The organism is Bradyrhizobium sp. AZCC 1578 (assembly GCF_036924675.1).
GTDB lineage: Bacteria > Pseudomonadota > Alphaproteobacteria > Rhizobiales > Xanthobacteraceae > Bradyrhizobium.
On record NZ_JAZHRZ010000001.1, the window covers coordinates 5,607,966 to 5,633,007 of the forward strand.

The 25,042-nt window shown below is 59.5% G+C and carries 28 protein-coding genes; 19 read left to right on the plus strand and 9 right to left on the minus strand.

All coding sequences use genetic code 11. The features are described from left to right. Positions 1-8: 8 nt before the first annotated feature. Both V1290_RS26965 and V1290_RS26970 read right to left on the minus strand, forming a co-directional pair. Positions 9-560: a hypothetical protein gene (locus V1290_RS26965; RefSeq protein WP_334367180.1), complete on the minus strand. Its 552-nt coding sequence runs from the start codon at positions 558-560 to the stop codon at positions 9-11. Positions 561-618: 58 nt separating this feature from the next. Next, positions 619-741: a hypothetical protein gene (locus tag V1290_RS26970; protein WP_334367181.1), complete on the minus strand. Its 123-nt coding sequence runs from the start codon at positions 739-741 to the stop codon at positions 619-621. A 223-nt stretch (positions 742-964) separates the two neighbouring features. On the opposite strand from V1290_RS26970, the gene V1290_RS26975 reads away from it, so the two are divergent. The 3 genes from V1290_RS26975 (at position 965) to V1290_RS26985 (ending at position 3,198) form a co-directional block, all read left to right on the plus strand. Beyond that, complete coding sequence (locus V1290_RS26975) at positions 965-2,044, plus strand: alpha/beta fold hydrolase (RefSeq protein ID WP_334369180.1); 1,080 nt, start codon at positions 965-967, stop codon at positions 2,042-2,044. A gap of 213 nt (positions 2,045-2,257) precedes the next feature. After that, positions 2,258-2,644: a copper-binding protein gene (locus V1290_RS26980; RefSeq protein WP_334367182.1), complete on the plus strand. Its 387-nt coding sequence runs from the start codon at positions 2,258-2,260 to the stop codon at positions 2,642-2,644. A gap of 74 nt (positions 2,645-2,718) precedes the next feature. Next, positions 2,719-3,198, plus strand: coding sequence for a DUF411 domain-containing protein (locus V1290_RS26985; RefSeq protein ID WP_442895019.1), 480 nt, complete (start codon positions 2,719-2,721; stop codon positions 3,196-3,198). 233 nt (positions 3,199-3,431) lie between these two features. Here the strand turns inward: V1290_RS26985 and V1290_RS26990 are convergent, their stop codons facing one another. Next, positions 3,432-3,734 (minus strand): hypothetical protein, encoded by a 303-nt coding sequence (locus V1290_RS26990; protein ID WP_334367183.1) that lies wholly within the window; start codon positions 3,732-3,734, stop codon positions 3,432-3,434. Between the two features lie 173 nt (positions 3,735-3,907). Between V1290_RS26990 and V1290_RS26995 the strand changes: the two genes are divergently transcribed. From V1290_RS26995 to V1290_RS27020, 6 genes are all read left to right on the plus strand, one after another. Beyond that, positions 3,908-4,318, plus strand: a complete 411-nt coding sequence (locus V1290_RS26995) for a FixH family protein (RefSeq protein ID WP_334367184.1) — start codon at positions 3,908-3,910, stop codon at positions 4,316-4,318. Continuing rightward, on the plus strand, positions 4,315-5,772 hold the full coding sequence (locus V1290_RS27000) for an efflux RND transporter periplasmic adaptor subunit (protein WP_334367185.1): 1,458 nt from the start codon (positions 4,315-4,317) through the stop codon (positions 5,770-5,772). Before V1290_RS26995 ends, V1290_RS27000 begins: the two co-directional genes overlap by 4 nt. Continuing rightward, the gene (locus tag V1290_RS27005) at positions 5,769-8,960 is read left to right on the plus strand and encodes an efflux RND transporter permease subunit (RefSeq protein WP_334367186.1); all 3,192 of its coding nucleotides are present in this window, start codon (positions 5,769-5,771) and stop codon (positions 8,958-8,960) included. Before V1290_RS27000 ends, V1290_RS27005 begins: the two co-directional genes overlap by 4 nt. Before the next feature lie 168 nt (positions 8,961-9,128). Beyond that, positions 9,129-9,686 carry a sigma-70 family RNA polymerase sigma factor gene (locus V1290_RS27010; RefSeq protein WP_334369183.1) on the plus strand — a complete coding sequence of 186 codons (558 nt, stop codon included), beginning with the start codon at positions 9,129-9,131 and terminating at the stop codon, positions 9,684-9,686. Beyond that, positions 9,683-10,324, plus strand: a complete 642-nt coding sequence (locus tag V1290_RS27015) for a DUF1109 domain-containing protein (RefSeq protein ID WP_334367187.1) — start codon at positions 9,683-9,685, stop codon at positions 10,322-10,324. Before V1290_RS27010 ends, V1290_RS27015 begins: the two co-directional genes overlap by 4 nt. Before the next feature lie 119 nt (positions 10,325-10,443). After that, a complete protein-coding gene (locus tag V1290_RS27020) occupies positions 10,444-10,698 on the plus strand; it encodes a hypothetical protein (protein WP_334367188.1) in 255 nt (84 codons plus the stop codon). Positions 10,699-10,913: 215 nt separating this feature from the next. On the opposite strand, the gene V1290_RS27025 is transcribed toward V1290_RS27020, so the two are convergent. After that, entirely contained in the window at positions 10,914-11,543 is a 630-nt protein-coding gene (locus V1290_RS27025) for a cation transporter (protein WP_334367189.1), read from the minus strand. Between the two features lie 208 nt (positions 11,544-11,751). Here V1290_RS27025 and V1290_RS27030 point away from each other — a divergent pair, with 208 nt between their 5' ends. From V1290_RS27030 to V1290_RS27045, 4 genes are all read left to right on the plus strand, one after another. Continuing rightward, entirely contained in the window at positions 11,752-11,889 is a 138-nt protein-coding gene (locus V1290_RS27030; RefSeq protein ID WP_334369185.1) for a hypothetical protein, read from the plus strand. A gap of 241 nt (positions 11,890-12,130) precedes the next feature. Then, a complete protein-coding gene (locus tag V1290_RS27035; RefSeq protein WP_334369186.1) occupies positions 12,131-12,988 on the plus strand; it encodes an adenylate/guanylate cyclase domain-containing protein in 858 nt (285 codons plus the stop codon). A 45-nt stretch (positions 12,989-13,033) separates the two neighbouring features. Continuing rightward, positions 13,034-13,183, plus strand: coding sequence for a hypothetical protein (locus V1290_RS27040; protein ID WP_334367190.1), 150 nt, complete (start codon positions 13,034-13,036; stop codon positions 13,181-13,183). A gap of 301 nt (positions 13,184-13,484) precedes the next feature. Further along, positions 13,485-14,159 carry an ATP dependent DNA ligase gene (locus V1290_RS27045; protein ID WP_334369188.1) on the plus strand — a complete coding sequence of 225 codons (675 nt, stop codon included), beginning with the start codon at positions 13,485-13,487 and terminating at the stop codon, positions 14,157-14,159. A gap of 207 nt (positions 14,160-14,366) precedes the next feature. Here the strand turns inward: V1290_RS27045 and V1290_RS27050 are convergent, their stop codons facing one another. From V1290_RS27050 to V1290_RS27060, 3 genes are all read right to left on the minus strand, one after another. Beyond that, positions 14,367-15,185, minus strand: coding sequence for a Crp/Fnr family transcriptional regulator (locus V1290_RS27050; RefSeq protein WP_334367191.1), 819 nt, complete (start codon positions 15,183-15,185; stop codon positions 14,367-14,369). Between the two features lie 321 nt (positions 15,186-15,506). Beyond that, a complete protein-coding gene (locus V1290_RS27055; RefSeq protein WP_334367192.1) occupies positions 15,507-16,142 on the minus strand; it encodes a tyrosine-type recombinase/integrase in 636 nt (211 codons plus the stop codon). A 217-nt stretch (positions 16,143-16,359) separates the two neighbouring features. After that, positions 16,360-17,118 carry a winged helix-turn-helix transcriptional regulator gene (locus tag V1290_RS27060; protein WP_334367193.1) on the minus strand — a complete coding sequence of 253 codons (759 nt, stop codon included), beginning with the start codon at positions 17,116-17,118 and terminating at the stop codon, positions 16,360-16,362. 146 nt (positions 17,119-17,264) lie between these two features. Between V1290_RS27060 and V1290_RS27065 the strand changes: the two genes are divergently transcribed. The 5 genes from V1290_RS27065 to V1290_RS27085 all read left to right on the plus strand — a co-directional run bounded on the left by V1290_RS27065 (position 17,265) and on the right by V1290_RS27085 (position 21,484). After that, on the plus strand, positions 17,265-17,708 hold the full coding sequence (locus tag V1290_RS27065; RefSeq protein ID WP_334367194.1) for a cupin domain-containing protein: 444 nt from the start codon (positions 17,265-17,267) through the stop codon (positions 17,706-17,708). Positions 17,709-18,157: 449 nt separating this feature from the next. Then, on the plus strand, positions 18,158-18,580 hold the full coding sequence (locus V1290_RS27070) for a hypothetical protein (RefSeq protein WP_334367195.1): 423 nt from the start codon (positions 18,158-18,160) through the stop codon (positions 18,578-18,580). A 680-nt stretch (positions 18,581-19,260) separates the two neighbouring features. Next, the gene (locus V1290_RS27075; RefSeq protein ID WP_334367196.1) at positions 19,261-19,698 is read left to right on the plus strand and encodes a hypothetical protein; all 438 of its coding nucleotides are present in this window, start codon (positions 19,261-19,263) and stop codon (positions 19,696-19,698) included. Positions 19,699-20,169: 471 nt separating this feature from the next. Then, positions 20,170-20,553, plus strand: coding sequence for a CBS domain-containing protein (locus V1290_RS27080; RefSeq protein ID WP_334367197.1), 384 nt, complete (start codon positions 20,170-20,172; stop codon positions 20,551-20,553). A 718-nt stretch (positions 20,554-21,271) separates the two neighbouring features. Further along, the gene (locus V1290_RS27085; protein WP_249130269.1) at positions 21,272-21,484 is read left to right on the plus strand and encodes a PRC-barrel domain-containing protein; all 213 of its coding nucleotides are present in this window, start codon (positions 21,272-21,274) and stop codon (positions 21,482-21,484) included. 269 nt (positions 21,485-21,753) lie between these two features. Here V1290_RS27085 and rocD read toward each other — a convergent pair whose 3' ends face one another. Together rocD and V1290_RS27095 are read right to left on the minus strand one after the other, a co-directional pair. Then, positions 21,754-22,968, minus strand: a complete 1,215-nt coding sequence (gene rocD / locus V1290_RS27090; RefSeq protein WP_334367198.1) for an ornithine--oxo-acid transaminase — start codon at positions 22,966-22,968, stop codon at positions 21,754-21,756. Positions 22,969-23,308: 340 nt separating this feature from the next. Then, positions 23,309-24,019: an integrase core domain-containing protein gene (locus V1290_RS27095; protein ID WP_334367199.1), complete on the minus strand. Its 711-nt coding sequence runs from the start codon at positions 24,017-24,019 to the stop codon at positions 23,309-23,311. Between the two features lie 386 nt (positions 24,020-24,405). Here V1290_RS27095 and V1290_RS27100 point away from each other — a divergent pair, with 386 nt between their 5' ends. Further along, the gene (locus V1290_RS27100; RefSeq protein WP_334367200.1) at positions 24,406-24,789 is read left to right on the plus strand and encodes a hypothetical protein; all 384 of its coding nucleotides are present in this window, start codon (positions 24,406-24,408) and stop codon (positions 24,787-24,789) included. Positions 24,790-25,042 lie beyond the last annotated feature (253 nt).

Genomic DNA, 25,042 nt, shown 5'->3' on the forward strand with positions numbered 1-25,042 from the left:
AACACAGCTCACTTAGGTTGAGCGGCGCTACTTGGAGTGTAGCGGCGCTCTCGTGTTATCGCAAACCACAGGAAAGCGAGTCCGAGCAAGACGAACAAGGGCTCAAGCACAAGGTCCATTTGCGTGTTGGTGAGGTGATGTAGGCCAAAGATCCAATGGACCCAGACGATATCAAAGCTCAAGACGAAGCCGGTACCCGCGAGCACGCCCAAAAAGAATGAGGCCGACATCGCTCGCCTGGTCCAAAGCAGAAAACCAATGAGCGCAGCGACCGCGGCGGTCAGCACTGCGATTTGTCCCGCCGACGTGGTGACCGGGTACAACGTGAACGCAAGGACCAGATCCCTTTGCGCGTTGTTGATCTGCTGCAACCCGGCAGAGGAGGACAAGCAGAGGCTGAACGGCGAGATCCACCATTGGTGGACTAGTACGGTCAAACCTCCACCGGCCAGCAACCCAACCAAGAACGTGCCGGACAAAATTGGCTTGCTCCGCAGCGTCTGACCTGCGGTTGCCTTGATAGCGGCAATGCGTCGTGCAGTGGCGTCAACCGCAAACATGCCCTTCACCTCTGGCGCGCATCGATTCCCGCAATCTTGAATCTTAAGCCTGACAAGTTTAGGAGCGCAGATATTTGATCGACGCCGCAATCCCAAGCAGAGCAAAGGCGAAAATGGCGAGGTGATAAATGCCCATCGCCAGCATCATGCCGGAGCCCATCGTTGTCATGTCCATGGTCATAGATTGCCTCCAACATCAATGGAGATGACGATCGCCTAGAAAGGATAGCCCGGATGAGGCGGCCGCGCCAACTCTCCGGAATCTGTCGGCGGGCTGAGGGCACAGCTTGAAAATGAGGTGAAATTGCTGTGAGAATTGAATGAGAGCCTTGGGAGGATCGATACCGGCTGTGCAGGTCATTCGATTCATTCGGGACGCAAATGGCGCCCGCGTCGCCTATGCCATGGTCGGTGAAGGGCCGCTCATTCTCTGCCCCGCATGGTGGGTCAGTCATGTCGAGCGCGATTGGGAACACCCGGCGTTTCGCCGCTTTTTCACCCGCCTCGCGGAGGGCTTTCGCGTCGTCCGCTACGACCGGCCAGGAACCGGCTTAAGCGACCGCGATGTTCCACCGCGAACGCTGGCGGACGAGGTGCAGTTGCTCGCAACGATCGCTGATGCGATCGGCGATAGCCAGTTCTCGTTGTTCGCGGTGTCATGCGCGGGACCAGTTGCGCTCTCCTATGCGGCAGCTCATCAGGAGCGAATCCGTCGATTGTGTTTTTATGGCTCGTATGCGGACGGGTCCGATATCGCAACGCCGGATCTGCGGGATGCGCTTACCAATCTTGTGACGGCGCACTGGGGTCTTGGATCGGTCGCGCTTACCGCGATCTTCCTGCCTGGCGCCTCGCCTCAGGATTCAGAAGAGTTTTCGCGAAACCAGCGTTACTGGGCAAATGCAGAACAGGCGGCGCAATTGCTGCGCCTGAGCTGTGACATGAATGCGGTAGATGTCCTATCGAGCGCCGGCGCCGAGGCGCTGGTCTTACATCGGCGTAAGGACCGTGCGATTCCGATTGAGGCCGGCCAACGGCTCGCTGCGGAGTTGCCTCGCGCGCGCCTGATAACGCTGGATGGGGACATACATTTGCCGTGGGTCGATGGCGACGCGATTGCGGATACGATCCACTCATTCCTGGCCGGCGAGGAGAAACCCGCGACGAAATCATCGGCGACGTCTTCCGGCTGCCGGCTCGATGAGGCAAATCGCGAGATCGTCTTGGATGGTCAGCACCGACCGACAACGCCGCTGGAGTACGCTGTGATGTCAGCCCTGATCCAGGCGAGCGGACGCGTGGTGACCCGCGACGAGATGCTCGCAGAAATCTGGAATACGCCCGTTGCGGGTTCGAACAAGGTCGATGCCGTGGTCGGATCACTACGTAAGAAGCTTGGCCCCTTCGCAGCTTCCATCGAAACCGTAACAGGCCACGGTTACCGCTTCCGCGGTTGGAAGAAGGCTATCAACGACGTGCCCTGATCGCCCGTTACCGCAATGAGGACTTCAGGTCGGGCGCTGCGGTCGTGCACTCGCCCGTACTCGGCGTTCACGATCTCGTGAGCTTGTAACCGAGTTGCCGTTATTCCCGAACTAGACAGCGAAGTGGCGCATTCGCAGAAGAACTGCGACTGCTGCATCGCATCGGCCAAACCTCGTTGGTCAATTATCTCGAACGGAAGCAAAGGAGCACTAATGTTCGTTTCTCGTCACATCTTCCAAGCACGGCACGAGGTGCTTGGTGCATTGATATTGTTGCTGGGGTTGGGTACCGCGCTGCTGGCTACGGACGAATCGCTTGCGCAGGGAATGAAGGACATGCGCGGCATGGAAAGTTCCAAGCAGATGGCGCCGACCACCGCCAAGGGGACGGGAACGGTCATGGCACTCAACGCGGCCGATCACAAAGTGACACTCGACCATGGGCCAATTCCTGCCATCAAATGGCCGTCCATGAAGATGGAATTCGCTGTCGCGCCGTCGGTTGATCTCTCCAAAGTGAAGACCGGCGACAAAATCAATTTCACCCTTAGCGGCTCGGGCGGTTCGTACACGGTCGAGTCGATCACTCCCGCAAAGTGAAGAGATGAACGTGACTCCTTCGCGCGCACAGCAATCGTGCTCAACTACAGGAATATGAGTTATGGAGGGCACAGATGTCTGAGATGGTGAGAGGCGTAACGCGGCGAAGTGCCTTGCGTCTGGCGGCGGCGTTCCTGGTGTCGCCCGTCTACCCAACCTGGGCCGACACGCCACGAATTCTGGTTCATAAGGATCCGAATTGCACTTGCTGCGCGGGCTGGGTGCGTCATCTCGAAGGCGCGGGGTTTGTTGTCACCGCGGTTGAAACCGCGGACCTCCAGCCGGTTAAGGCGCGATTGGGTGTGCCGGCGGATCTGGCTGCTTGCCACACCGCGGAAGCTGATGGGTACGTGTTAGAAGGGCACGTTCCGGCGGTAGCGGTGCGGCGTCTCCTAAAGAAGAGGCCGACCGCCACTGGTCTGGCGGTCCCGGGTATGCCTGTCGGATCGCCCGGCATGGAGGGCGGCGCTCCTAAACCATACGATGTTGTTCTTTTCGGCCCGAGTGGCCAGCAAACCTTCATGCGGTTTCTCGGCGTGGACGTGATTGGTTAACGAGCTGGGTCTTGAAGCCTCTTGGCATCAAGCGTTGGCTCGCCATGAAATTGCCCGGCTTTTTCGTCCGATACGGCCGGAAAACTGTCCTTGGCTCACTTTGGCGTGAGCTTGTAACCGCGGAGATAGAGAGGTCGAATTTGGGTTTATGGAAGTGATTCTCAACGTTAACCTGAAACGATCGCTCAAATGTAAGCCCGGTACGGACCGGCCCGCTTTCCTCCCGTAAGGAATTATGAGTATCTGCCATCGATGAATCGCCGACTGATCATACGCAGCTTGCTGGCGTTTTTTATCGCGGTAGGAGTTGTCCTTTCACCGTTGGCGATGCCGGTTTCGTCAATGTCGATGGCTGCGCCGGGCCAAGCGATGGCCAAGACGGAATCGGCGGAAATGGCGGGCGATATGCCATGCTGCCCGAAAGCGCCGTCGGCGTTCGATTGCCAAAAATGTTTACTTGCGACCTGCATGATGAAGTATTCGCAGCCGACGTTTACGGTTGCGGAAACAGAAGCAGGGACTTTGGCTTCAGTCATCCCGCTGGGCAGTGACGCATTGCCGGCGGGGCACGACGGGTCGCCGCCGGACCATCCTCCTCGAATCCTGATCTAACCGGCGCTGCGCGCCGGTTCGCTGCCGCGCGATCTCACGGTCGCGCGGATCGGCTGCACGTGTCGCGTGCGGACAACAGGATTCAAGGATCAGGAACATGTCATCGTTGAACTTTGGGCGCGCCGTACAGGCGGCGCTAACTCTCGCTGCCATCACCGGCACCATCGGCTCGACCCCCGCGCGTGCCGACATCAAGAATTACGAATTCCAGCTCGTGCAGCCGACCGTTCAGGCCGGTGCCGACCGCATTGTCACGGTGCGGCTGGTCGACAAGACCACCGGCAAGGCGGTGCCTGACGCGGTGATCTTCGCAACCCGGCTCGACATGGCACCCGATGGCATGCAGGAGATGGCGACGAAGGTGACGCCGATGCCGGGTACGGAGCCAGGAACCTACCGGTTCAAGGCGAACTTCAGCATGGAAGGTCGCTGGCTCTCACTGGGCGCCAAGGTGCAGGGCGAGACCGGCACCGTTGAAAACAAACTCGTCGTAACGGCCGACAAATGAACCGCCTCGGTCTCGCTGGCACCGCCGTTGTGATTGTCGCAGCCGTGGGCGCCGCTTTCATCACCGGCCGCGAGCTGCGACCGCCGCTGACTGGCAATTCCGTCGTATTGGATGCGCACGCCGCGGAAGCGGGCGCGCCGATCTATTTCCAGGATCCAGACGGCAAGCCGTTCTATTCGCTGACGCCAAAGAAGACGGTTGACGGCCGCGACTATCGCGCTGTGCCTGCCGGCGCCGATGTCAGCTTCGATGAGCCCGAGCAGCCTGCGGGAATGAAGGCGGCCGACGCCAAGGGTGATCGCAAGATCAAATATTACCGCAACCCGATGGGCCTGCCGGACACCTCGCAGGTGCCGAAGAAGGACTCGATGGGGATGGACTACATTCCCGTCTATGAAGGCGACGACAGCGATGACGGGTCGGTGAAGCTTTCACCCGGCAAGATCCAGCGTACCGGCGTCAAGTCCGAACCCGCCGAGCCGCGCCAGATCAGGACGCTGGTCCGCGCCCCCGGCACGATCCAGCTCGACGAACGCCGCATCACTGTGATCGCGATGCGCGCCGATAGCTACGTGCAAAAGGTCGCCGACGTCACGACCGGCAGTCGCGTCGCCAAGGGACAGCCATTGATGGAGATCTATAGCCCCGCTATCTCGTCCGCGGCGGCCGAATATCTCGCAACCATCACCTCGAAGACCACCTCAAGCATCGAAACATACGGGCGCGGCTCCAGGCAGAGATTGATGAACCTCGATGTTCCGGAGTCGGCGATCGCAGAGATTGAGAAAAGCCGAGCTGTGCCGATCACCGTCCATTGGTCGGCTCCGCGGGAGGGCATCGTGCTCCAGCGCAAAGCGATCGAGGGCATGCGCGCCCAGCCGGGCGACGTACTGTTTCGCATCGCCGATGTCTCGCTGGCGTGGGGGATTGTGGACGTCGCCGAACGCGACCTCGGCAGCATCGTCGTCGGCCAACCCGTGACCGTGCGGGTACGCAGCTATCCTGGCCGTCAGTTCGATGGCCGTATCAGTATCATCTATCCGCAGGTGAACAAGGAAACGCGAACGGCACGGGTGCGGATCGAATTGCCGAACGCCGATTTCGCGCTGCTCCCCGACATGTATGTCGATGCCGAGATCGACACCGGCAATCAGGCGCCGGTGCTTGCGGTGGCAGAAAGCTCGGTGCTCGACACTGGTAGTCGGCAGGCCGTTTTGGTCGACAAAGGGCAAGGACGGTTTGAGCCGCGCGAGGTGAAGCTTGGGCGGCGGGGCGACGGCTACGTCGAAATCCGCAATGGCCTTGCCAAAGGCGATTCGATCGTCACATCAGCCAACTTTCTAATCGACGCCGAGAGCAATCTGAAAGCGGCGCTGAAGGGCTTTGCCGAAGCCGGCAGCTCGCAAAGCGCCGATCTTTCCGGTGGCGAACAGATGGTGGGAGCAAAACCATGATCGCCCGCATCATCGCATGGTCGGCGCGCAACCTGTTGCTGGTGTTGTTCGGCACCGGCTTTGCCGCCGCAGCCGGTATCTATGCGTTAATCCATCTGCCGCTCGACGCTATTCCCGACCTCTCCGATACACAGGTGATCGTCTACACCGAACATCCCGGTCAGGCGCCGCAGGTGATAGAGGATCAGGTCACCTATCCCCTGACCACGGCAATGCTGACGGTGCCGAAATCGAAGGTGGTCCGCGGCTTCTCCTTCTTCGGCGTCTCCTTCGTCTACGTCATCTTCGAGGATGGTACCGACATCTACTGGGCGCGATCGCGCGTGCTGGAATTCCTCAATGGCGCGGCGTCGCGATTACCCGCCGGCGTGACGCCGACCATCGGGCCCGACGCGACGGGCGTCGGCTGGGTCTACCAGTACGCGGTGATGTCGAAGGAGTTGAATCTCGCCGATACTCGCACCATCCAGGACTGGAATCTCAGATTTGCGCTCGCCAAGGCCGAAGGCGTGGCCGAGGTCGCGAGCGTCGGCGGCTTCGTCAAGCAGTACAACGTCATCCTCGATCCGCAGCGGATGCGCGACCGCGGCATCACGATGCAGAAGATGCGCGAGGCGATCCGCGCCAGCAATGCGGATGTCGGCGGGCGCACGGTCGAGCTGTCGGAGTTCGAATATGTCATCCGCGGCAAGGGCTATCTCAAGGGTATCAACGATCTCGGCAACATCGTGCTGAAGACCGACAATGGGACGCCGGTGCTGGTGCGCGACGTCGCTCGCCTCGAGCTCGGGCCGGACGAACGGCGCGGCATCACGGAACTCGATGGCGAGGGCGAGGTGGCGAGCGGCATCGTGCTGCAGCGCTTCGGTATGAATGCACTCAATGTCATCGAGAACGTCAAGAAGCGCTTCAAGGAGATCGCCACCAGCCTGCCGAAATCGGTCGAGATCGTCCCGGTCTACGACCGCTCGAACCTGATCGACTCGGCGATCGATACGCTGAAGCACACTCTCTTCGAGGAGAGCATTGTGGTGGCGCTGGTGTGCATCGTGTTCCTGCTGCATGTCCGCAGCGCGCTGGTCGCCATCCTGATGCTGCCGGTTGGTGTGCTGATGGCGTTCGGCGCGATGAAGCTGCTCGGGATCGGCTCTAATATCATGAGCCTCGGCGGCATCGCAATCGCGGTCGGCGCCATGATCGACGCCGCGATCGTCATGATCGAGAACGCGCACAAGCATCTCGAGCGCGCCGAACCCGGCCGGTCGCGCGTCACGATCCTGATAGACGCGGCGTCCGAGGTCGGTCCGGCCCTGTTCTTCAGCCTTCTGATCATCACCGTGTCGTTCATGCCGATCTTTACGCTGGAATCGCAGGAAGGCCGGCTGTTCAGCCCGCTCGCTTTCACCAAGACCTTTGCCATGGCGGCGGCAGCCCTGCTGTCCGTGACGCTGGTGCCCGCGCTGATGATGATTTTCGTGCGCGGCAAGATCGTTCCTGAGCACAAGAACCCGATCAACCGCTTCCTGATCTGGATTTATCGCCCGGTGATCAAGGGCGTGCTACGCGCCAAGACGCTCGTGATCGTGCTGGCGCTCGGCGTGCTCGCGGCGTCGATCTGGCCCGCGCGTCAGCTCGGCACGGAGTTTATGCCGAACCTGAATGAGGGTACGCTGCTCTACATGCCGACGACGCTACCGGGTATTTCGGTAACCAAAGCGGCCGAGCTGATGCAGACCCAGGATCGGATCATCCGCTCGTTCCCGGAAGTCGCCTCGGTTTACGGCAAGGCCGGGCGCGCGGCGACCGCCACCGACCCGGCGCCATCGGAAATGTTCGAGACTGTGGTCAATCTCAAGCCGAAAGAGCAGTGGCGCGCAGGGGTGACGGTCGACAGCCTTATCGCCGAGATGGACAAGGCCCTGCAATTCCCCGGCGTCTCTAACGCCTGGACTATGCCAATCAAGGCGCGCATCGACATGCTTTCGACCGGCATCCGCACCCCGATCGGGGTCAAGGTCCTCGGCACCGATCTCGCCGGGATCGACAAGCTCGCCAAGCAGACCGAGCAGGTGCTGAAAGCCGTCCCTGGCACGTCGTCGGCCTACGCCGAGCGCGGCCTCGGCGGCTACTACCTCGAGATCACACCGAACCGCGAGACATTGTCGCGCTACGGCATCATGGTGCAGGACGTTCAGGACACGATTGCGACGGCCCTCGGCGGCCAGACCGTGACCACGACGGTGGAAGGCCGGCAGCGCTTCACGGTCAACATGCGCTACCCGCGCGATCTCCGCGACAATCCGAAGGCGATCGCAAGCGATATTCTCGTGCCGATGCCCGCAGGCGGGGCCGTGCCGCTCGGCGAGGTCGCCAACGTCGCGTCGACGCGCGGGCCGACCTCGATCCGGACCGAGAACGGGCAATTGGCGACCTACATCTATGTCGACATCCGCGACCGCGACCTTGGCGGTTACGTCGCCGATGCGCAGCGCGCGGTGCAGGCGAGCATCGAGTTTCCGCCGGGCTACTATGTGGTCTGGAGCGGGCAATATGAGTATCTGGAACGGGCGACCGCGCGGCTCAAGATCGTCGTGCCAGTGACCCTTCTGATCATCTTCCTTCTACTCTATCTCAATTTCCGCTCGGTGACCGAGACCATGATCGTCATGCTCTCGCTGCCGTTCGCTCTCGTCGGCGGTCTCTGGCTGATGTGGTGGCTCGGCTTCAACCTGTCGGTGGCGGTTGCCGTCGGCTTCATTGCGCTTGCCGGCGTCGCTGCCGAGACCGGCGTGGTTATGCTTATCTATCTCAATCAGGCTCTGCAGGAGAGAAAGACCCTCCGGGATATTGAGGGGAGGCGTTTGACTCGCAAGGACCTCTACGACGCGATCATGGAGGGTGCGGTCGAGCGTGTGCGCCCGAAGATGATGACGGTGGTCGCCATCATGGCCGGTTTATTGCCGATCATGTGGAGCACCGGTACAGGCTCGGAGATCATGCAGCGCATCGCGGTGCCGATGATCGGCGGCATGATGTCGTCAACGCTGCTGACGCTTATCGTCATCCCCGCGATCTTTGGGCTCGTCAAGGGCCTTAGATTGCCTTCGGACGATGACAGCGGACGTAAGCCGCCGGTCCGCGTTGAGCACCGGTTGAAGCCTGCGCGCGTCCCGGAACCGGCGGAGTGATGACGCCCCCAAGGACGAGGCCCGATTTGTGTTCGACATCAGGACTTTCTGCTGGCCGGATACCGTCCGCGGGGGCAAACTCGCCGCCCACAAACCGGGCTCTTTTTGCTCAGCTTCATGTCTGGCTGTAACCAAATGGATGCCACAGGCGAACTAAAGATGGCGGGCATGATGGCCTCCGAGGTTGAACTCCGGGCCTTGATGCTTGCCAGCCAGGATGGCGACGCGGCGTCCCACCGGACGCTGCTTGAGCGGCTCAGCCGCCATCTGCGGGCCTATTACAAACGCAAGCTCGCAGGCTTCGGCAAGGGCGCGACGGAGGCGGAGGATTTGGTGCAGGAAGCGCTGTTGGCCGTTCATATTCAGCGACACACCTACGACCCGGCGGAACCGTTGACGCCGTGGGTGCATGCGATCGCGCGTTACAAGTTGATCGATTTCCTGCGCCGGTCCCGAACGTCACGCGCCGACGTACCCATCGACGAAGCCGACGACATCATGGCACATGACGATCATGTCGCCACCGAGAACAGCTTCGACATCCGGCGCTTGATCGGGAAGCTGCCAAAGAACATGCAATGCGCCATCGAGGCCGTCAAATTGGAAGGGCTGAGCATAGCTGAAGCGGCACAGAGATATCGGCTCTCGGAACCGACGGTAAAGGTCAGCATTCATCGCGGGCTCAAGGCACTGGCGAACCTGATTGCCAACGAGGTCAAAGCATGAAGACCAATGAACTGATCGCAGCGCTCAGTAGGCATGTCGAGCCGGCTGATCGGGGTGTGATCCGCCGATCGGTCGGCGTCGCTCTCGTCGTCGCCACGGTGCTGGCACTCGGGTTGACAGTTCTGTTGCTCGGCGTACGTGCCGACGTCATGACGGGCAGTGCCGTCGGCTTTCTCGTCGCAAAGGTCGCCTTTGCGGTTGCGATCATCGCGACCGCGTCAACCTATCTGCTCCGACTGGCGTGTCCCGGAGGGGAGCGCAACACGGCTTCACTTTGGGCGATAGTGCCCTTTGCGGCTGCCATTTTGCTCGCGGCCGTCAGCCTTGGCTCCGCGCCCAGTTCGCTTTGGGACAGGATGATTCTTGGCAATGAATGGTGGGAATGCCTCTTGTCGATACCGATCATAGCGATCGTGCCCTTTGCAGTCCTTATATGGGCAGTGCGAAAGGCCGCCCCGACCAATCTCGCTCGCACGGGCGCCTTCACCGGCCTCATTGCCGGCGGCGTGAGCGCGCTGGCCTATGCCCTGCACTGCACAGATGATTCGCTGCCGTTCATTGCCGTCTGGTACGGCGGCACGATTGTGCTCTGCACGGTGGCAGGCGCAGTCTTGGGACCTCGGCTGCTGCGCTGGTGATCACGGCTTTTTCCGGTTGCCTCACGTCAGCGTGAGTCTATAACCAATCGATGCTTGCTCCCGAACTCATCTTTAGAGGCGCGCATGATGCGCTTTCTCTAAACGATGGAGCCGGGACCATGCTTAAGAAGAGCCTTCTCACGATTTCGTTGTTGCTGCCGCTGGCAGCTCTGTCCGCAACCGCCCAGGCGGGCTCGACGATCACGGACAAAAGCTACTGGCCGAACGAGGCGAGGCGCAGCGCACAATACTCGGGTTTCGCGCAAGAACGTGTGAGCTCCGCATTTGCCTACGACCGCGGAGCACCCATTGTGGCGCCTGCGCCGGGTGTCAACCGAGCCTGGCGCTATCAGGGCGGCCCGAAATCCCGTTAGCGGCGGGGTTGACGACGTCCGTGCAAGGGACTGCGGATAACGGTTAGCTTCCGCAGTTCTTCTTCGGATTCGCCTGAAGGAGCATTGCCTGTCAGTTCTTCTATGATTGCAGGGCTCTGGCAGACGGCTGAAGCCGACAGAGGGTGCATGTCTTGCTCGTTCGGGTCGGTACGATGTCCGTCGGTGCAGTCCGGGCTTGCTGCGCCGAGCGCGAACTACGCAGGATGAGCCTTCAGTTCCGTGGCGGACCGTTGCACCACCACGAATGCGCCCTGGAGGGCCAGACCCGCCATGATGGCAGCCACGATGACATCCGGCCAGCCGGTACCCGTCCCAAACACGCCGAGTGCGGCAATGAGGACCGCGAGATTGCCGAGCACATCATTGCGGGTGCATATCCAGGCTGAGCGCATATTGGCGTCGCCTTTGCGATACGCCCACAACAGGGCGAACGAGGCGACATTCGCTGCAAGGGCCGCAACTCCCACCGCGCCCATGGTGAAGGCGCTCGGCAGCGTGCCATGCGCGGCATGCCAGATCACGGTGGCGATGACCCACAGGCCGAAGGCGCCCATCGTCAGCCCCTTGACGAGCGCCGCCGTGGCGCGATAGCGCAGCGCCATGCCGACGACGAAAAGGCTGATGGCGTAATTGGCGGCATCGCCGAGGAAATCGAGCGCGTCAGCCTGCAGCGATGCCGATCCGGCCGCAAGACCAGCCCCGATCTCGGCAAGAAACATGACGCCATTGACGGCGAGCACCGTCCACAGCACCCGGCGATACGATTGATCGCCCCGATGGCGGTCAAGGTTGAGGGGTGGGGGCGTGCAACAGGAGTCGGCCATGTCTGCAAATTAGGCCTATCCGCGACGTTCCACAATCGCATCGCAAACAATTCGCGGGTCCTCAACGCGGCAACCGCCGGGATGTCGAAGCGCAACATGTCCAAATCCGATGACAACGGAGTGGCACCGTCACCAGCGTCAATGCGGCGACGCGGAGGGTGACAATCGACATGTACCCGTGCCTGCACTCAACTGGCCTCCCATGAAGATGGAGTTTGCCACCGCTCAGTCCGTCGACCTGTCAAAGGTGAAGCCCGGCGACAAAGGCACTCTCAAGGGCTCCGGCGACAACTACAGTCGTTGGCGCCGGCCCCGTAACAACGCCGCCAGGTTAGGCAAGCCTTAAGACGTGCTTGAGGCGACGGTTCGCTGCTGCGCCGGAATCCGGTATAAAAATCCTTCGCGAAGCTCGCTTGCGAGGGGGTTCCATGAATCCGCGGTTACAGCGGCACGTTCGGATTGTCGCGAGCATTGTTGGCATCAGCGGCCTCGTTGGCGTGGGCGTTGCGCTCGCGCAGAAGGACGTCACGGCTGAATTGATCTTCATATCGGCGCTGCACGGCGTGGTGATAAGCTTCACGCTGGTGATGCTGGAGATCTATCTGACCCAGGGACCGGCGCGCCAATGGGTCGGCAGGCTGTCCTTCAGCCTTTCGTTGCTGTTACGAAGTCTGATCTATGCGTTGGTGATCGCGATACTACACGGCGCGATCCACTATTGCCGCCTGGAATATGGGATCGCATTGCCGACGAACCACTCCTTCATGGATTCGTTTGGATTGATAGCGCTCGCCGCTGTTGCGATCAATTTCGTGATGCAGATTGCTAATCTGGTGGGACCGCGCACGCTGCTCAATTTCTTCACCGGCCGTTACCATCGGCCGCGGGAGGAGAATCGTTTCGTGCTGTTCGTGGACATCGCCGGGTCGACCGGGTTGGCGGAGCGGCTGGGGGGCATCGGCATCCATCGTTTTCTCGACCGCACCTTCCGCGTGCTGACGGGCCCGGTGGTCGACTATCGTGGCGAGGTTCTGGGATATGTCGGCGACGAATTGATCGTCACCTGGCCGGAGAAGGTCGGGGCCGTGGATGCACGACCGTTGCGCTGTTTCCTGGCCATGCGCAAAGCGCTGCTCGACGCGGCGCCCAGATTTTCCCACGAATTCGGCGTCGTGCCAAAGATTCGTGGCAGTCTCAATCTTGGTCCAGTAATTGTAGGCGAGATCGGCGACATCAAGCGAGCCATTGTTTTCAACGGTGACACGATGAACGCGGCTGCGCGACTGGAGGAGCTTAGCAGGACGGTGGATGGCGGGTTCCTTGCCTCATGTGCCGCGATCGCACGGTTCGACATAGCCGCACCCGTCGGGCTGCGCGATCTCGGCCCGATGCAGATCCGCGGCCGCACCGATGCAATAGCGGTGATGGCATTGGAGGCGGCTTGAGCGCGCCGGCAAGCCTCTTCTCAGTAGCTACAAAGGGGCGTTCGCATGAAGCCCAAACGCGGAGCCTGCGGCGTCTCTAGGTTCGTCACCACCCGCGCCACCGCCTCGACCGTGGAGGGACGTCAGCGCTTCGACGTCAACATGCGCCTGCGCTCCGATCCGCAGGCGCAGTCGCGCGATGGCAGGGGACGGTAGGGTCGCTCTAATTGATCAAAGATACCGGAAAAGTTGGACATGAACATAAGGGCTGAGACCAACAATGAGGCCATGCCGATCTGATCGAGCACGAACCCCGAATAAGTACGCTGACGTCGCGTCCATTGCGAAGGCTATCCACACAAACCACAACGGGGCGGCGGCTCCCATCATGATATCAAATCTAACTGCGATACTCACAATCGCCTTTCCCCGGAAAGAAAGGCCGGAAGGCAGATCAGACAGGTCTTTCGCGAGCGGGAGATAGAGTCGTTAAAGGAATATTCCGGGTCAAACCATCATCGATGGAGAAGTAGTCGTAGTTCATGAAGGCCGGACCAACTTTTCCGAACTTCAAGCCGAACTTGCCGCGGGCAGACAAGATCGATTGGTCTTGTACGCATTCGACCTCCTCTGGCGCGACGGAGACCTTCGCAGGCGACCGCAGATCGAACGCAAGCAACTCCTTCTACACCTGCTCGGTGAAAACGACATCGAACTTCCGGTGTTGTTTTCTGAACATCTTGTCGGCGATGGGCAGAAGATGTTCGAGCACGCCGTTAAGTTAAACTGGGAAGGCATCATTTCTAAGCGGGCGAACGCCCCGTATCGGTCGGAGCGAACTGAGAACTGGCTGAAGATCAAAGCCATACAGAAGGGCAAGTTTCCCGTCGTCGGCTTTGTCAAAGACCCAAGCGGCGTCGCGGCGCTTTACCTCGGCAAGCAGGAAGGCAAAGAGCTGCGCTATATGGGGAAGGTGGGAACGGGTTGGTCCCACACAGTCTCTAGCCAGATCAGGAAGCAGCTCGACACGGTGGTCAGCCCAAAGTCGAAGCTAACCCGGCCCGTCAGGAAGCCGAAGGCGACATGGGTTGAACCGAAGTTCTTCGCCGACGTTGAGTATCGCGACATCACATCGGAAGGTCTACTACGTGCCAGCTCGTTCAAAGGACTTTTTCGGGATGATAAATCCTAATTGTCCCACCTGCTTCGGAGTTGGATGGGTATGCGAAAATCATCCCAAGCGGGCTTGGAGCGAAGAGCTGGGTTGTCAGTGTGGAGCGGGCATGCCGTGCGAGTGCGTCAGTGCTGACGGGCTTGAGGAGCCTGACATCAGCCAAGTCCTTCAAGTTCCGTCAACTCGCCATTGTTACCAAAAGTGCGGGACATCAAGAGCCAAAGGTTAAGCTATGTCATCCGTGGCCAGAGTCTGCCGCGCGGCTTTCCCTTGTGCGATAATTCCTTCGAGCCGCGAGATGTTTTCCAGCAGGCGCTGGCTGGTCAGGACGAGAAAGTAATAGCCGAATTGCGGATTTTGAAAGTAGATTTCGAGCAGCCTTTCATAAGTTATGGTCAGGACTTGTCCGTCTTCCATGCATTCGACGGTCGCGGTTCGCCGTTTATTGGGAGTAAGGAAGCCAAGTTCGCCCATGAGACGTCCCGGCGGAATTTCGACGCTGATCTCCGTGACCAGGAACTTTCCAGTGACCGTCAGGAACATCTCGGTGGCCGCATCATCTTTCTTGAACAATTTATCGCCGCTGCGATATTTGCGCTCGGTCATGAACGGTTTGAGCCATTCCAATGAGGTATCGCCCTCCGTCGCGATGCGTGCCCTCTTGATCAGATTGAGCATCTGGCGGAGGCGAATTGCATTGATCGGTAGCAACAGCAGATACAGGATAAAAGTTCCGACGTTTCCGGAGAGCGCGCCAAAGGCGACAAAGAATGTGCAGCCGGCCATGTTCGCGACGCGCAGCGGCACCATTGTATGCATCAGCAAGGTAGCGACAAGAAAGATGGCGCCAACCAGGGCGAACATATTGGCAAGCGTGATGTTGGCCAGCACAATTTCCAGCAGCCGGTTGAATAGTGCGTCGTAGGTGATGTTGTTCGGATCGAGACCCATCTGAACCAGAATCTTTACGATCCTGAGATTGTCCGCCGCCGCATCAAGAATGCGGTCTAGTATCGTCGAAGAATCTGCACTGCTGGACTCCATCGGATCATCCTCCGCGCAAAAGCCGTCGGTATTCGTCGGATATCCCGGATACTGATAATTGAAGTCGGATAACGACCGTTTGAGTAAGATTACCAGCGGTCTCGGTGCAATCGATCGATTTTACCTCGGGCGGTGAATTCGGCAATTGCCCGCTCTCTAGTTCGCTTTGCCGTTGCATCTGCCCTGAGCAAGAGAGGTAACGCCGGCTCCCAGGCGGCTTTCGCAAGTGCAGGGTAATAGTGTCGCAAAAATCGGGAACTTCCGAGTCTGGCACGCCGCCGAAAAGGGACGGGCAGAGCATGTCCGCTCTGCCCCGCTAGTTCAGACGTCAACGTGTTCTGCTATTGCGAGCGCGTCGTCTACCTCAATTCCGAGATATCGAACGGTGCTCTCGATTTTGGTGTGACCCAGTAAGAGTTGCACTGCTCGCAAGTTACCGGTGCGCCGGTAGATAAGGGTCGCCTTGGTTCGACGCAGTGAATGCGTCCCGAACAGATGCGGGTCCAGCCCTATACCGGCAAGCCAATCGGACAACAGGCACGCGGACTGCCGAGTGGTTAGGCTGCAATTTGGTCCTCGCCGGCCGGTGAACAGATATTCGCCCGGCTTCTTGCCGGTCGCCCTCAGATGGTCATCGATAGCTTGGCGCGTCATCTCAGTCAGTTCGAATTTGACCGGCCGTCTCGTCTTCCTCTGCCGGACGCTTGCACGGTCGGCTGCATAGCCGTTCGGCGCGACGTCGTCGACCTTGAGCGCCACGACGTCGCAACCCCGAAGTTTGCTGTCGATGGCTACGTTGAAAAGAGCCAGATCACGGATCCGGCCCTCGACATGGAGCTTCGTCCGGATGGACCACACGTGCTTCGGGCGGAGCGGCGGCTTTGCGCCGACGATCTTTCCCTTATTCCAAGGGACGTGCCTTGAGACGCTCTCGATTGTGTTTAAGACGTCAGTCATGGTGACCTCCTCGGTTAACGAGGGGCCATTCTCAATCTGGTAACTTTTGAAAGAACGTCGGCTTTCAGACGATTGAGGACGTACTCGGGTCCAATTCGACAGACCAGAAGTCGCATTTTGACCCATAGCGGTCATAGAGGGTGGTCACCTCCGTAGGCCGGCGATGGCGATGCGCGAGCCTGAAGTGGGATTGGTTGACGTACAAGACCGAGGCGGCTCACGAGGCTATCCGGCGCGCAAGGGGCTTCGTCTCCGGCCTTGGTGGTCGGGATTGCCCGATACGCGCTGTGCGACGGTCCGCCTGTGCCGCGCACACGGTCTCCGCCATGGGACTCCAGGTGAACCAAGTTGGGAATGCGCGCACATCAGCCGGCGCACCGTCAAGATGGATGAGGTTCTTGCGCGTGGCGTCCAGCAAGGTCAAGCGGCCGAGCCAGACCTGATAAAAGGTCATGATGTTGGCGGTTACGATCATATCCACGTCGAACCTCGGATGCTTCAGGCAGACCGAGATATCGTTGGGATCGACAACCAGCCAATAGGTGCGCTGCGGTGCACCGCGAAATTCGAACTGGATGACGCGACGGCGTGAAAAGCGATCCACGGCGACCCGCCGGCGCATCCACCACAGGAGAATGATCGGATCAAGCTCGCTCGGTCGTGGAGGACCGAACGCCCAGCGCGCTCCCCACTCGCCTAGTAGATCGATGAGCCGCTGGAGCTCGCGTCCAGCCGGTGTCAGACGATATTCGCACGGCTTACCGCGCGATGCGCTCCGCCGTTCCAATACGCCCGTTTGCTCCAGCCGCCGCAGCCGCTCGGTAAGCAGCGTGCGCGACATGTGAGGAAGACCGCGCTCGAGTTCGTTGAAGTGTTTTACGTCCGCGAGAAGCTCACGGATGATGAGGACGGTCCAGCGATCGGCAAGAATCTCCGCTGCGCGTGCCACCGGGCAATATTGGCCATACAGGTGCATGTCGCAAAGTAGCACAAGGGGTGCACGCCAACTAGTGCAGTTTTTGGACTAGCTACCGGAGCGGTGCGGGTGATCAATTCAGTCGCCACTGTAGATCCCAACAGGAGGCCTTCATGTCCAGCGACGAACACAAGAGGCGAGACGTTTTGCAGGCGCTCACCGTGTTGCCATTGATAGCCTTGGCGATGCAGCCGGGGCAAGCGGTCGCGCAGACGGGCGGCAGCCCGGTAAAGGTCGATACCAAGGGCCTCGTTGCCAAAATCAAATTCGAGGCGCCGCTCGGCGGCTTCCTCACCGAGATCAACGGAAAGTACAAGCTCCGGGTTACCGAGCTCACGCTTGCTCCCGGGGGGCAAGTGGGCGAGCATAATCATGTCGGGCCAGGCATCCGGCAGGTGACGTCCGGCTACATGACTTATGTCCTGCCGAATGAGACGATCGTCTACGGACCGGGCGACTTCTTCTTCGAGACGGGCGATGTCAATCACACCGTCTTCAACAAAACCGATGCGCCAATGGTGCATGTGCTGTTCGAGATATTGCCCGTCGACCACAGCGGACCGTCGTTGATTCCAGTCAAGCATCATTGACGTCGGACTTGGGCGGAAACGGCTCGCTTGCTTGGAACTCCATGACACCGTATCGGTCCTCCGTTCGGTCTGAAGGAGGTCGCAGGCCGCTTTCCTGGGAGCCACCCGTGCTACCAGGTCGGCTTGTGGCCCAAATGCGAAGTGCCGACTTCATCGGGCAATGTCCGAGTTCGAGGGCAAAGCAGAAAACATTTGCTCGCACTCAGTTCTTCTCAGTTTGACCCAAAGCGGACGTTGCGGTGAACAGGTTTACCGGACTGGGCGTATCGGACCGCCTCGCGAAACTTCATCAGATCGGAGCTCGATCATCGCCTGTCGAGCGACGGTCGCGCGGTCTTGCAGCCGGACTTCCGATCACACGATCGTGCAGCGTTATGCACGGAAGCGAATCTCATGTTGGTTTTGCAGGATCGCCGCCCTAGAATTGCGGGGATCCCGGGACAAGTGAAATGCAGTTTGTTTGCGACGCGCCGAACGGTAAGGCCTGGTTCCGTATCGAGACAGAAGGTGAGGCGGCGCATGAGTCTCGCCTGATGGGCCACACGGTCGAGAAATATTTTTGCCGCGAGCGGGAGAAGGCCGTCCAGTCATGGCGTCCCGAACGACCCGATGCGATCGAGCGCGACATCGGTCTCAAGGCCCATATACAGCGAGAGATGCCGCTTTTCCTCACGTTGCGCGACGGGGATGGCAATGCACTGAGTACAGCGATGCTGCCGCCGGGTGGCAAGGATCGCGGCGATTTCCGCATCATCATCGTTGCCGCATCCAATGCCGATCCTTACCCTCAGCAAGGCGCAGCCATCGCGGCGCTGGGAGCGCATTTCGGTCTCACACTCGATCGCGACCGCTGCTTTCCCTACCGCCGCTGACGATGAGCTGGAAAATTGCCGCCGCCGCTGCGTGATCCTGTCCGCTTCTGGCCCTTAGCCGAAGATCACATTGGCCGTCGGCACGTCGGCTCGTAGGGGGAGACCGGACGTAGCTAAGCGCGACCTTCAACGCCGGCTTTTGACCCGATGCAGACCTTCTAGACAGAGCCGCTTCTATGTTCGCTGTGTCGGCTCAAGTGTACCAAGTGCTTCTGGATCTTACTCAACCGGCATTCTCAATTGGCCGATTCTGCATTGGTAAGCCCAGCTGACCGATGATTCATTCCAATCCGAAGCGCGGCTAGAGCGGGGTCTTCCTTGCATCATTCGATCTGCTTGCGAACCTTTGGTTGTAGGTCTAGCGTTACGGGCCGTGAGGCGGATCTTTACGCTGGGCGATGTGCCCTCTCATGCGATCGCGTGTCGCAGAAAGAAGGTGATCATGCAGCAAGCGGAGGAGCCGGTTTCGACGGCTGGCGTTCGAGCGCCGATGAGGCCCATGCGCGATTTAGCGCGCCACTTCTGATCGCAACAACTTCGGTGCGCCTGATTTTGTAGCGCATGTTGCGTATCCGTTCACGGTCCCTGATTAGCTAACGGTCCAGAACGAACGCGCCGAATTGCGTTTTTCCTTGCGATCGGAAAAGGACAAATCGGGTGCGACAGAATGCGAGACTAGCGTGACTTCTCAGTGGCAGTATCAGGTTAGGTTCGATGTAAACGATTCCGCTACGGCGGAATCGGTACGCCGAAAACTTCGTGTTCCGGCACTGGCGCCGCTGTTCGATATCATCGCCGAGCATCGCGCTGCGCTGAAATGCCAGTTCGACGCCTTTGCGGAGTATGTCGCCGCAGCAGAAGAGCACGGCGTCGAAAATTATCCGCTCTACCAGTGGACGAAGGCGACGATCGAGAATCCGGCGAAGAAGGAAAAGTATTTGAGATCATTTACAGTCTACGTGGACGACCGGGAAGTCTATGCCGAGGAGATTGCTCACGCGCTGGAGGCGGACTTGCAACCGCTCGCCACTAGCGGGCTCATCACGCGAATATCCAAGTACGATACCAATCCCGCCAACAATCCTCAGCCGCCGCAGCGCCCCCGCGAGCGGAGCTAGTCCATCCGCGAGAGCGAGCTGAATGCCCGCTCCTGGCACGTTTGAGACATGCCGACCGTATTGAGCAATGTCCACTTTCAGGGGTAACCCGGAAGACATTTGCTCACATTGAGTTCTTCTCAGTTTGACCCCGACTCGGACATTGGGGTCACTGGTTTTGGCCGAATTGTTTGTGCCGCGCCCCGGCCAATATGAGGTCTTTTGGATGGGCGTTGGATCGTGTAGTCTTCTTTAGAGCTGCTCTTCGAGACGGGACGTGCCGACGTCTCCGTTCGAGGCGAAGGGGCAGCGGGGAATGCCGTCGGCGGGCATCGCACTCTCAATAAAAACCGACAGTCCTTTTGTGCCGGTCTCTCACCGAGCACTCGTCGTGCGCACGGGCACGCGAAATGCTTACTTTGACCGCAACGAGGGGGCGCCATGAAACCAAAATAGAATCTTGCCGGGGCTTGTGTCCGAGGGAGGATCCAAATGACTACGGTGCGACAGCTGCTTGATCAGAAGGGCAGAAACATTTGGTCTATTCACCCAGATGCTACCGTCTTCGATGCCATCGCGAAAATGGCTGAAAAAGACATTGGATCGTTGGTAGTGATGGAAGGCGACGAGTTCGTTGGCATCATCACCGAAAGGCACTATGCGCGGAATGTTATTCTCAAAGGTAAAACGTCTCCCGCAACGCACGTGCGGGACATCATGGAAAGACACGTCGTCATTGCACGGCCGGAACAATCCGTTGACCAATGTATGGCCCTCATGAGTGAGAAGCGCGTGCGCCATCTGCCGGTGTTTGAGGGAAAAAACGCCAATTGGCATTGTTTCAATCGGCGATCTTGTCAAAAGCACAATCGGTGATCAGAAGTTCATGATTGATCAGCTCGAACACTACATCCGCGGTGAACGGGCCATTGTGGACGGCTGAATACAGTCCCGAACGACCTCAGCGCTCGGAAGCATTACAGCCGAACATCACCGCGCCGCCGGTGCCGTTTGTGCTGGCCGACGAGGTGAACGAATGAGGCGGGCACTTCCGTTGTTGGCACTTTTGAGACATGCCCACCCGCACTGAAAGTGTCTGCTTTCAAGGGTAGACCGGAAGTGACTGCCGTATGGTCAGAATGACGAGGTTGACCCGCAACGACATCCGGCGGAACCCAACCCACTGCTTGCGGCAGCTCTCACCCTTTACGCTTAGGGGAAGCCGCTCTCAGGAGCAGGGCTTCTAAATGTGCTACCTCCGCGCGCTTGATAATCTCCCATTCCAAGCTGGGTAATACGGGAGCCGAGCGGGCAACATCAGGCCGCCTCGGCTGTTCTGGGGCGCTTGGCCGAAGGTGACGCCTTTCCAATCGGTCGAGGCGCGTCGTCCGGGATGGCAAAGACACATGTGGCATATCCGACATCGATGCCAATTGTGATCTCCTCTGGAGTGGTCGGCCGATCGATTGCAGCAGCACATACAAGAAAAGCCATTCGAACTCTTGATGACCCGGTCCCGTGTCGGAGCGAGAGTGAGGGCGCCGCGTCACGACGAGATCCGCAGCCCTCGCATGGCCTGATTTCGGAGGCAACCATGCCTACGGCGAAACTCCATGCATTAACAATCCTTGGCGCGCTCGATGAGGCCCGGTCTGAGCTTGTCGGCAAGGCCGTAGTTCTCACTGATGGAAAGGCCGGGACAGTAGAGAACGTTTGGCTTGACGAGTTGCACGGCCTACGAATTTCGATCAGGGGCCACGATGGAAAGTGGCCCGTCTCAACGATCAAATTCGCGCAGACCGGCTGAAACGGCTAAGGCCGAAAGACTGTCTCGAACAGGCTTCGATCGGACCGACGGTTTCGTCATCAGCGATCCCGCGCGAGAGAGATGGCGGAGCTGTATCCCTCCATCAGCAAGCACTCGACACCAGGGGCTCGGGGAAGGGAAATAGCTCAGCGAGCGCGTGCATCCGCACGCGAGTTTTAAAATGGGTTTTCGGTATACCCGGAAGATGAGGCATGCGGGCGTGTATTGAGACCAACAGAACGACGGCAGTCGGCGGCGCTGGCCAGAGGTCACGAGAAATCCTGCCTCAAAGTGGCTGCGATCTGTTCCAGCGCCCAATCGACCTGATCGCTGGAGATAACTAGCGGCGGGGCGATGCGAATCGTGTGCCCATGTGTGTCCTTGGCGAGGATGCCCCGGGCCTGCAGGGCCTGACAGTAGCGACGTGCACCGCCTGCTTCCGGGTGAAGCTCGACGGCCAGCATCAGCCCGCGTCCGCGCACTTCCCGGATCGTGTTGCTGCGGATGCTGCTCAGGCCATCGAGAAAGCGGGTGCCCTGGGCGGCTGCGTTCTCGATCATCCCCTCCTCGACCAGCACGCGCAGCGCGGCCCGAGCCACCGCACAGGCCAGCGGATTGCCGCCGAAGGTCGAACCGTGCTGGCCAGGTTTCAGGGTGCCGAGCACCGCGTTGTTCGAAAGCACGGCCGACACTGGGTAAAAGCCGCCGGACAACGCCTTGCCGAGCAGCGTGACATCCGCCTCGATGCCCTCGTGCTGTTCCGCGAGCAGCTTGCCGGTGCGGCCGAGCCCGGTCTGGATCTCGTCCAGAATCAGCATCACGTCGTGCGCAGTGCAGAGTTCGCGCACTACTGAAAAGTAACCTGACGATGGGATGACGACGCCCGCTTCTCCCTGGATCGGTTCGACCAAAAAGGCGACCGTGTTGGGCGTGATTGCCTCTTTCAGCGCCGTGGCATCGCCGAAGGCGATGATCTTGAAGCCCGCCGCGAACGGTCCGAAATGGTCACGTGCCGCCGGGTCGGTGCTGAAGCCGATGATGCCAAGGGTGCGGCCGTGAAAATTATCGGCGCAGACGATGATCTCGGCCTGCCCGTCCGGAACCCCCTTCACCTCATAGCCCCATTTGCGCACCGACTTGATCGCACTCTCCACCGCTTCGGCGCCGCTGTTCATCGGCAGCACCTTGTGGGAGCCGGTCAGCGCCGCGATCTCTTCGTAGAAGAGCGCCAGCTGGTCGTTGTGAAAGGCGCGCGACGTCAGCGTCAGCCGGCCGGCCTGCTCCACCATCGCGGCCAAGATCTTCGGATGGCAGTGGCCCTGATTCACTGCGGAATAGGCGGAGAGGCAATCGAGGTAGCGATGGCCCTGCGTATCCCAAACAAAGACACCCTCGCCGCGCGACAGAACGACGCCGAGCGGTTCGTAGTTCCGGGCGCCAAAGCGCGCTTCCCTCGCAATAAAATCAGTGACCGATGGATCCATGTTTCGTCACTCCAGTTGGAGCGAACTGCAGGCATGGGCTATCGCCATTTTCCAGCCTGCGAATGCCCGATGATCATCAAGTTACCACAGACATTTTGCTTGCGGACGCATTGGGTGACGGCCATTTGGGGCCTGCCCAAGGGCGGTCGGCGCCCCAGTTCTCCTCGCGCTGCATGATCCCTCCGGCGAGACAGCCTGTCTAGGTGTATACCGACGACTTCCGCTCAACCCCCATAAACAGACATCGTTGCCGTCTGCCGGCATGTCTCAAAGGTGCCAAAAGCCGAAATACAGTACCGAGGCGGCAATCAATCTTGAAACGTTTGTGTGTACCGAAAACTTAAACACGGGCGTAGTGGTGATGAAGTCCGCCCAGCATGGCACGTGAACTGATCACACCGGTTCGCTGAACCGGGCGAGAAACCGGCGCATCCTTGTTCAAGGATCGATGCGTCCTGACGCTATTGTAATAGTCGGTGTAGGATTTCAGGACCCGACACAAATGCATCTCGCCCAAGACAATGACGTGGTCCACACATTCACGCCGGATCGATCCGATCAGCCGCTCGGCAACGCCGTTCTGCCAAGGCGAGGCTGGTGCGGTGGGCTTGTCCCGGATGCCCATGGCGCGCAATCGGCGCGTGACGACGCTGCCATAGATCCGGTCGCGATCGCGGATGAGGTAGTGCGGGGCCTCATCCCAAGGAAATGCCTCCGTGATCTGACGTACAACCCATTCGGCCGTCGGATTTGCTGTGACGTTGATCCAGACGAGGTCTCTGCGGTCGAGCCGGACGATGACGAAGCCATAGAGCAGGTCGAAACCAACAGTCGGAACAACGAACAGGTCCATCGCGGCAATGTCTGCCGCGTGGTTATGCAAGAAGGTCCGCCATCCCTGGCTGGGCGGCCCCCGCCGTTTGACCATGTACTTGGCGACGCTCGACTGCGCGACCTCAAACCCGAGCTTGAGCAGTTCGCCGTGAATGCGTGGCGCGCCCCAAAGCGGATTTTCGAGGCTCATCCGCCGGATCAACGCGCGCAGTTCCATCTCGACCTGCGGTCGCCCTCCCACTGGGCGCGACTTCCAACGCCAGTAGCAACGAAAGCCGGCCCTGTGCCAACGCGCGAGCCTCAGGCTGGATGATCGTGAGAACCTGCAGGATCGATGGAAACCAGCGATACAGCTGGATAAAGAACCAGCGATCATGGTTCGTGAGCCGGACGCGACCATGCAGCCTACGCCTCAAGACAATCAACTGATGTCGAAGCACCGCGTTCTCGGCTTCAAGCCGCAACTTCGACTTGAATGGCGAGGCCAGGACGGCAAGAACGAAACAGAACAGCCCGATCATTCCGCCAGCTTAGGCGATTCCATCACGTCATCAACTCGGATAAGGTTTTCGGTACACACAGGCCCTAACGAGAGCCAAGGTTATGAAACTAACCTATACGGATTCACGGGATGGAAGGGTGATTATTGGGTTCACCGATAAGTGCGGTAAACACGAAATCGCTCTAAGCACAGCAGAGACGGCAGACCTTATCGGTGCGTTGAGGACCTCGTTAGAGGAGGCGATTGGAAGTCCGGCCGCAGACAGCATGGCCCTTCCCGGCATTGAACGAGTGCGGATCGTTGAGACTGCGGAAGAAGTGGTTTTCCGCGTTTATATGAATGATCGCATTTCCCATGATTATCCGGTTCCGAGAGGGACCGTTCTTGCGGATGAGCTTCGGATGCTGGCAGACCGGATGGAGGCGCGCAATTCGGCAAAGGCCACACATCCATCGTCCGATGCCCAAAAGGGCAAACTGAATTAGCGGATGGCGCGTACTCACAAATCGCGACCGTTCTGCAATCTCTAAGTGATGTCTGCTTAGCTCCCACGAGCGGCGGAAAAGCGGAAATCGCGGCAGGTCCGGCCAGGGTCAAAAAGCTGATGTCAGGCGAACGACCGCTTATGGCGAAAGCGGCCGTCCGCGAAATGGGCGGATTGTAAAAGCCTGCTTGGAAAGACGAGCCTGAAATGGTTGCAGCGGGAGTAAATTGCCGTCCGTCTTGCTCCGTTCAATC

Bases quoted from the DNA above. Each gene is read 5' to 3' on its own strand.
- V1290_RS26990 (WP_334367183.1), bottom strand. From the start codon at position 3,734: ATGACTGAAGCCAAAGTCCCTGCTTCTGTTTCCGCAACCGTAAACGTC.
- V1290_RS27055 (WP_334367192.1), bottom strand. From the start codon at position 16,142: ATGACTGACGTCTTAAACACAATCGAGAGCGTCTCAAGGCACGTCCCT.
- rocD (WP_334367198.1), bottom strand. From the start codon at position 22,968: ATGGATCCATCGGTCACTGATTTTATTGCGAGGGAAGCGCGCTTTGGC.
- V1290_RS26970 (WP_334367181.1), bottom strand. From the start codon at position 741: ATGACCATGGACATGACAACGATGGGCTCCGGCATGATGCTGGCGATG.
- V1290_RS27015 (WP_334367187.1), top strand. From the start codon at position 9,683: ATGAAGACCAATGAACTGATCGCAGCGCTCAGTAGGCATGTCGAGCCG.
- V1290_RS27005 (WP_334367186.1), top strand. From the start codon at position 5,769: ATGATCGCCCGCATCATCGCATGGTCGGCGCGCAACCTGTTGCTGGTG.
- V1290_RS27000 (WP_334367185.1), top strand. From the start codon at position 4,315: ATGAACCGCCTCGGTCTCGCTGGCACCGCCGTTGTGATTGTCGCAGCC.
- V1290_RS26965 (WP_334367180.1), bottom strand. From the start codon at position 560: ATGTTTGCGGTTGACGCCACTGCACGACGCATTGCCGCTATCAAGGCA.
- V1290_RS27080 (WP_334367197.1), top strand. From the start codon at position 20,170: ATGACTACGGTGCGACAGCTGCTTGATCAGAAGGGCAGAAACATTTGG.
- V1290_RS26995 (WP_334367184.1), top strand. From the start codon at position 3,908: ATGTCATCGTTGAACTTTGGGCGCGCCGTACAGGCGGCGCTAACTCTC.
- V1290_RS26980 (WP_334367182.1), top strand. From the start codon at position 2,258: ATGTTCGTTTCTCGTCACATCTTCCAAGCACGGCACGAGGTGCTTGGT.
- V1290_RS27070 (WP_334367195.1), top strand. From the start codon at position 18,158: ATGCAGTTTGTTTGCGACGCGCCGAACGGTAAGGCCTGGTTCCGTATC.
- V1290_RS27095 (WP_334367199.1), bottom strand. From the start codon at position 24,019: ATGGAACTGCGCGCGTTGATCCGGCGGATGAGCCTCGAAAATCCGCTT.
- V1290_RS27020 (WP_334367188.1), top strand. From the start codon at position 10,444: ATGCTTAAGAAGAGCCTTCTCACGATTTCGTTGTTGCTGCCGCTGGCA.
- V1290_RS27040 (WP_334367190.1), top strand. From the start codon at position 13,034: ATGAAGCCCAAACGCGGAGCCTGCGGCGTCTCTAGGTTCGTCACCACC.
- V1290_RS26985 (WP_442895019.1), top strand. From the start codon at position 2,719: ATGTCTGAGATGGTGAGAGGCGTAACGCGGCGAAGTGCCTTGCGTCTG.
- V1290_RS27025 (WP_334367189.1), bottom strand. From the start codon at position 11,543: ATGGCCGACTCCTGTTGCACGCCCCCACCCCTCAACCTTGACCGCCAT.
- V1290_RS27085 (WP_249130269.1), top strand. From the start codon at position 21,272: ATGCCTACGGCGAAACTCCATGCATTAACAATCCTTGGCGCGCTCGAT.
- V1290_RS27100 (WP_334367200.1), top strand. From the start codon at position 24,406: ATGAAACTAACCTATACGGATTCACGGGATGGAAGGGTGATTATTGGG.
- V1290_RS26975 (WP_334369180.1), top strand. From the start codon at position 965: ATGGTCGGTGAAGGGCCGCTCATTCTCTGCCCCGCATGGTGGGTCAGT.
- V1290_RS27010 (WP_334369183.1), top strand. From the start codon at position 9,129: ATGATGGCCTCCGAGGTTGAACTCCGGGCCTTGATGCTTGCCAGCCAG.
- V1290_RS27030 (WP_334369185.1), top strand. From the start codon at position 11,752: ATGGAGTTTGCCACCGCTCAGTCCGTCGACCTGTCAAAGGTGAAGCCC.
- V1290_RS27060 (WP_334367193.1), bottom strand. From the start codon at position 17,118: ATGCACCTGTATGGCCAATATTGCCCGGTGGCACGCGCAGCGGAGATT.
- V1290_RS27050 (WP_334367191.1), bottom strand. From the start codon at position 15,185: ATGGAGTCCAGCAGTGCAGATTCTTCGACGATACTAGACCGCATTCTT.
- V1290_RS27035 (WP_334369186.1), top strand. From the start codon at position 12,131: ATGCTGGAGATCTATCTGACCCAGGGACCGGCGCGCCAATGGGTCGGC.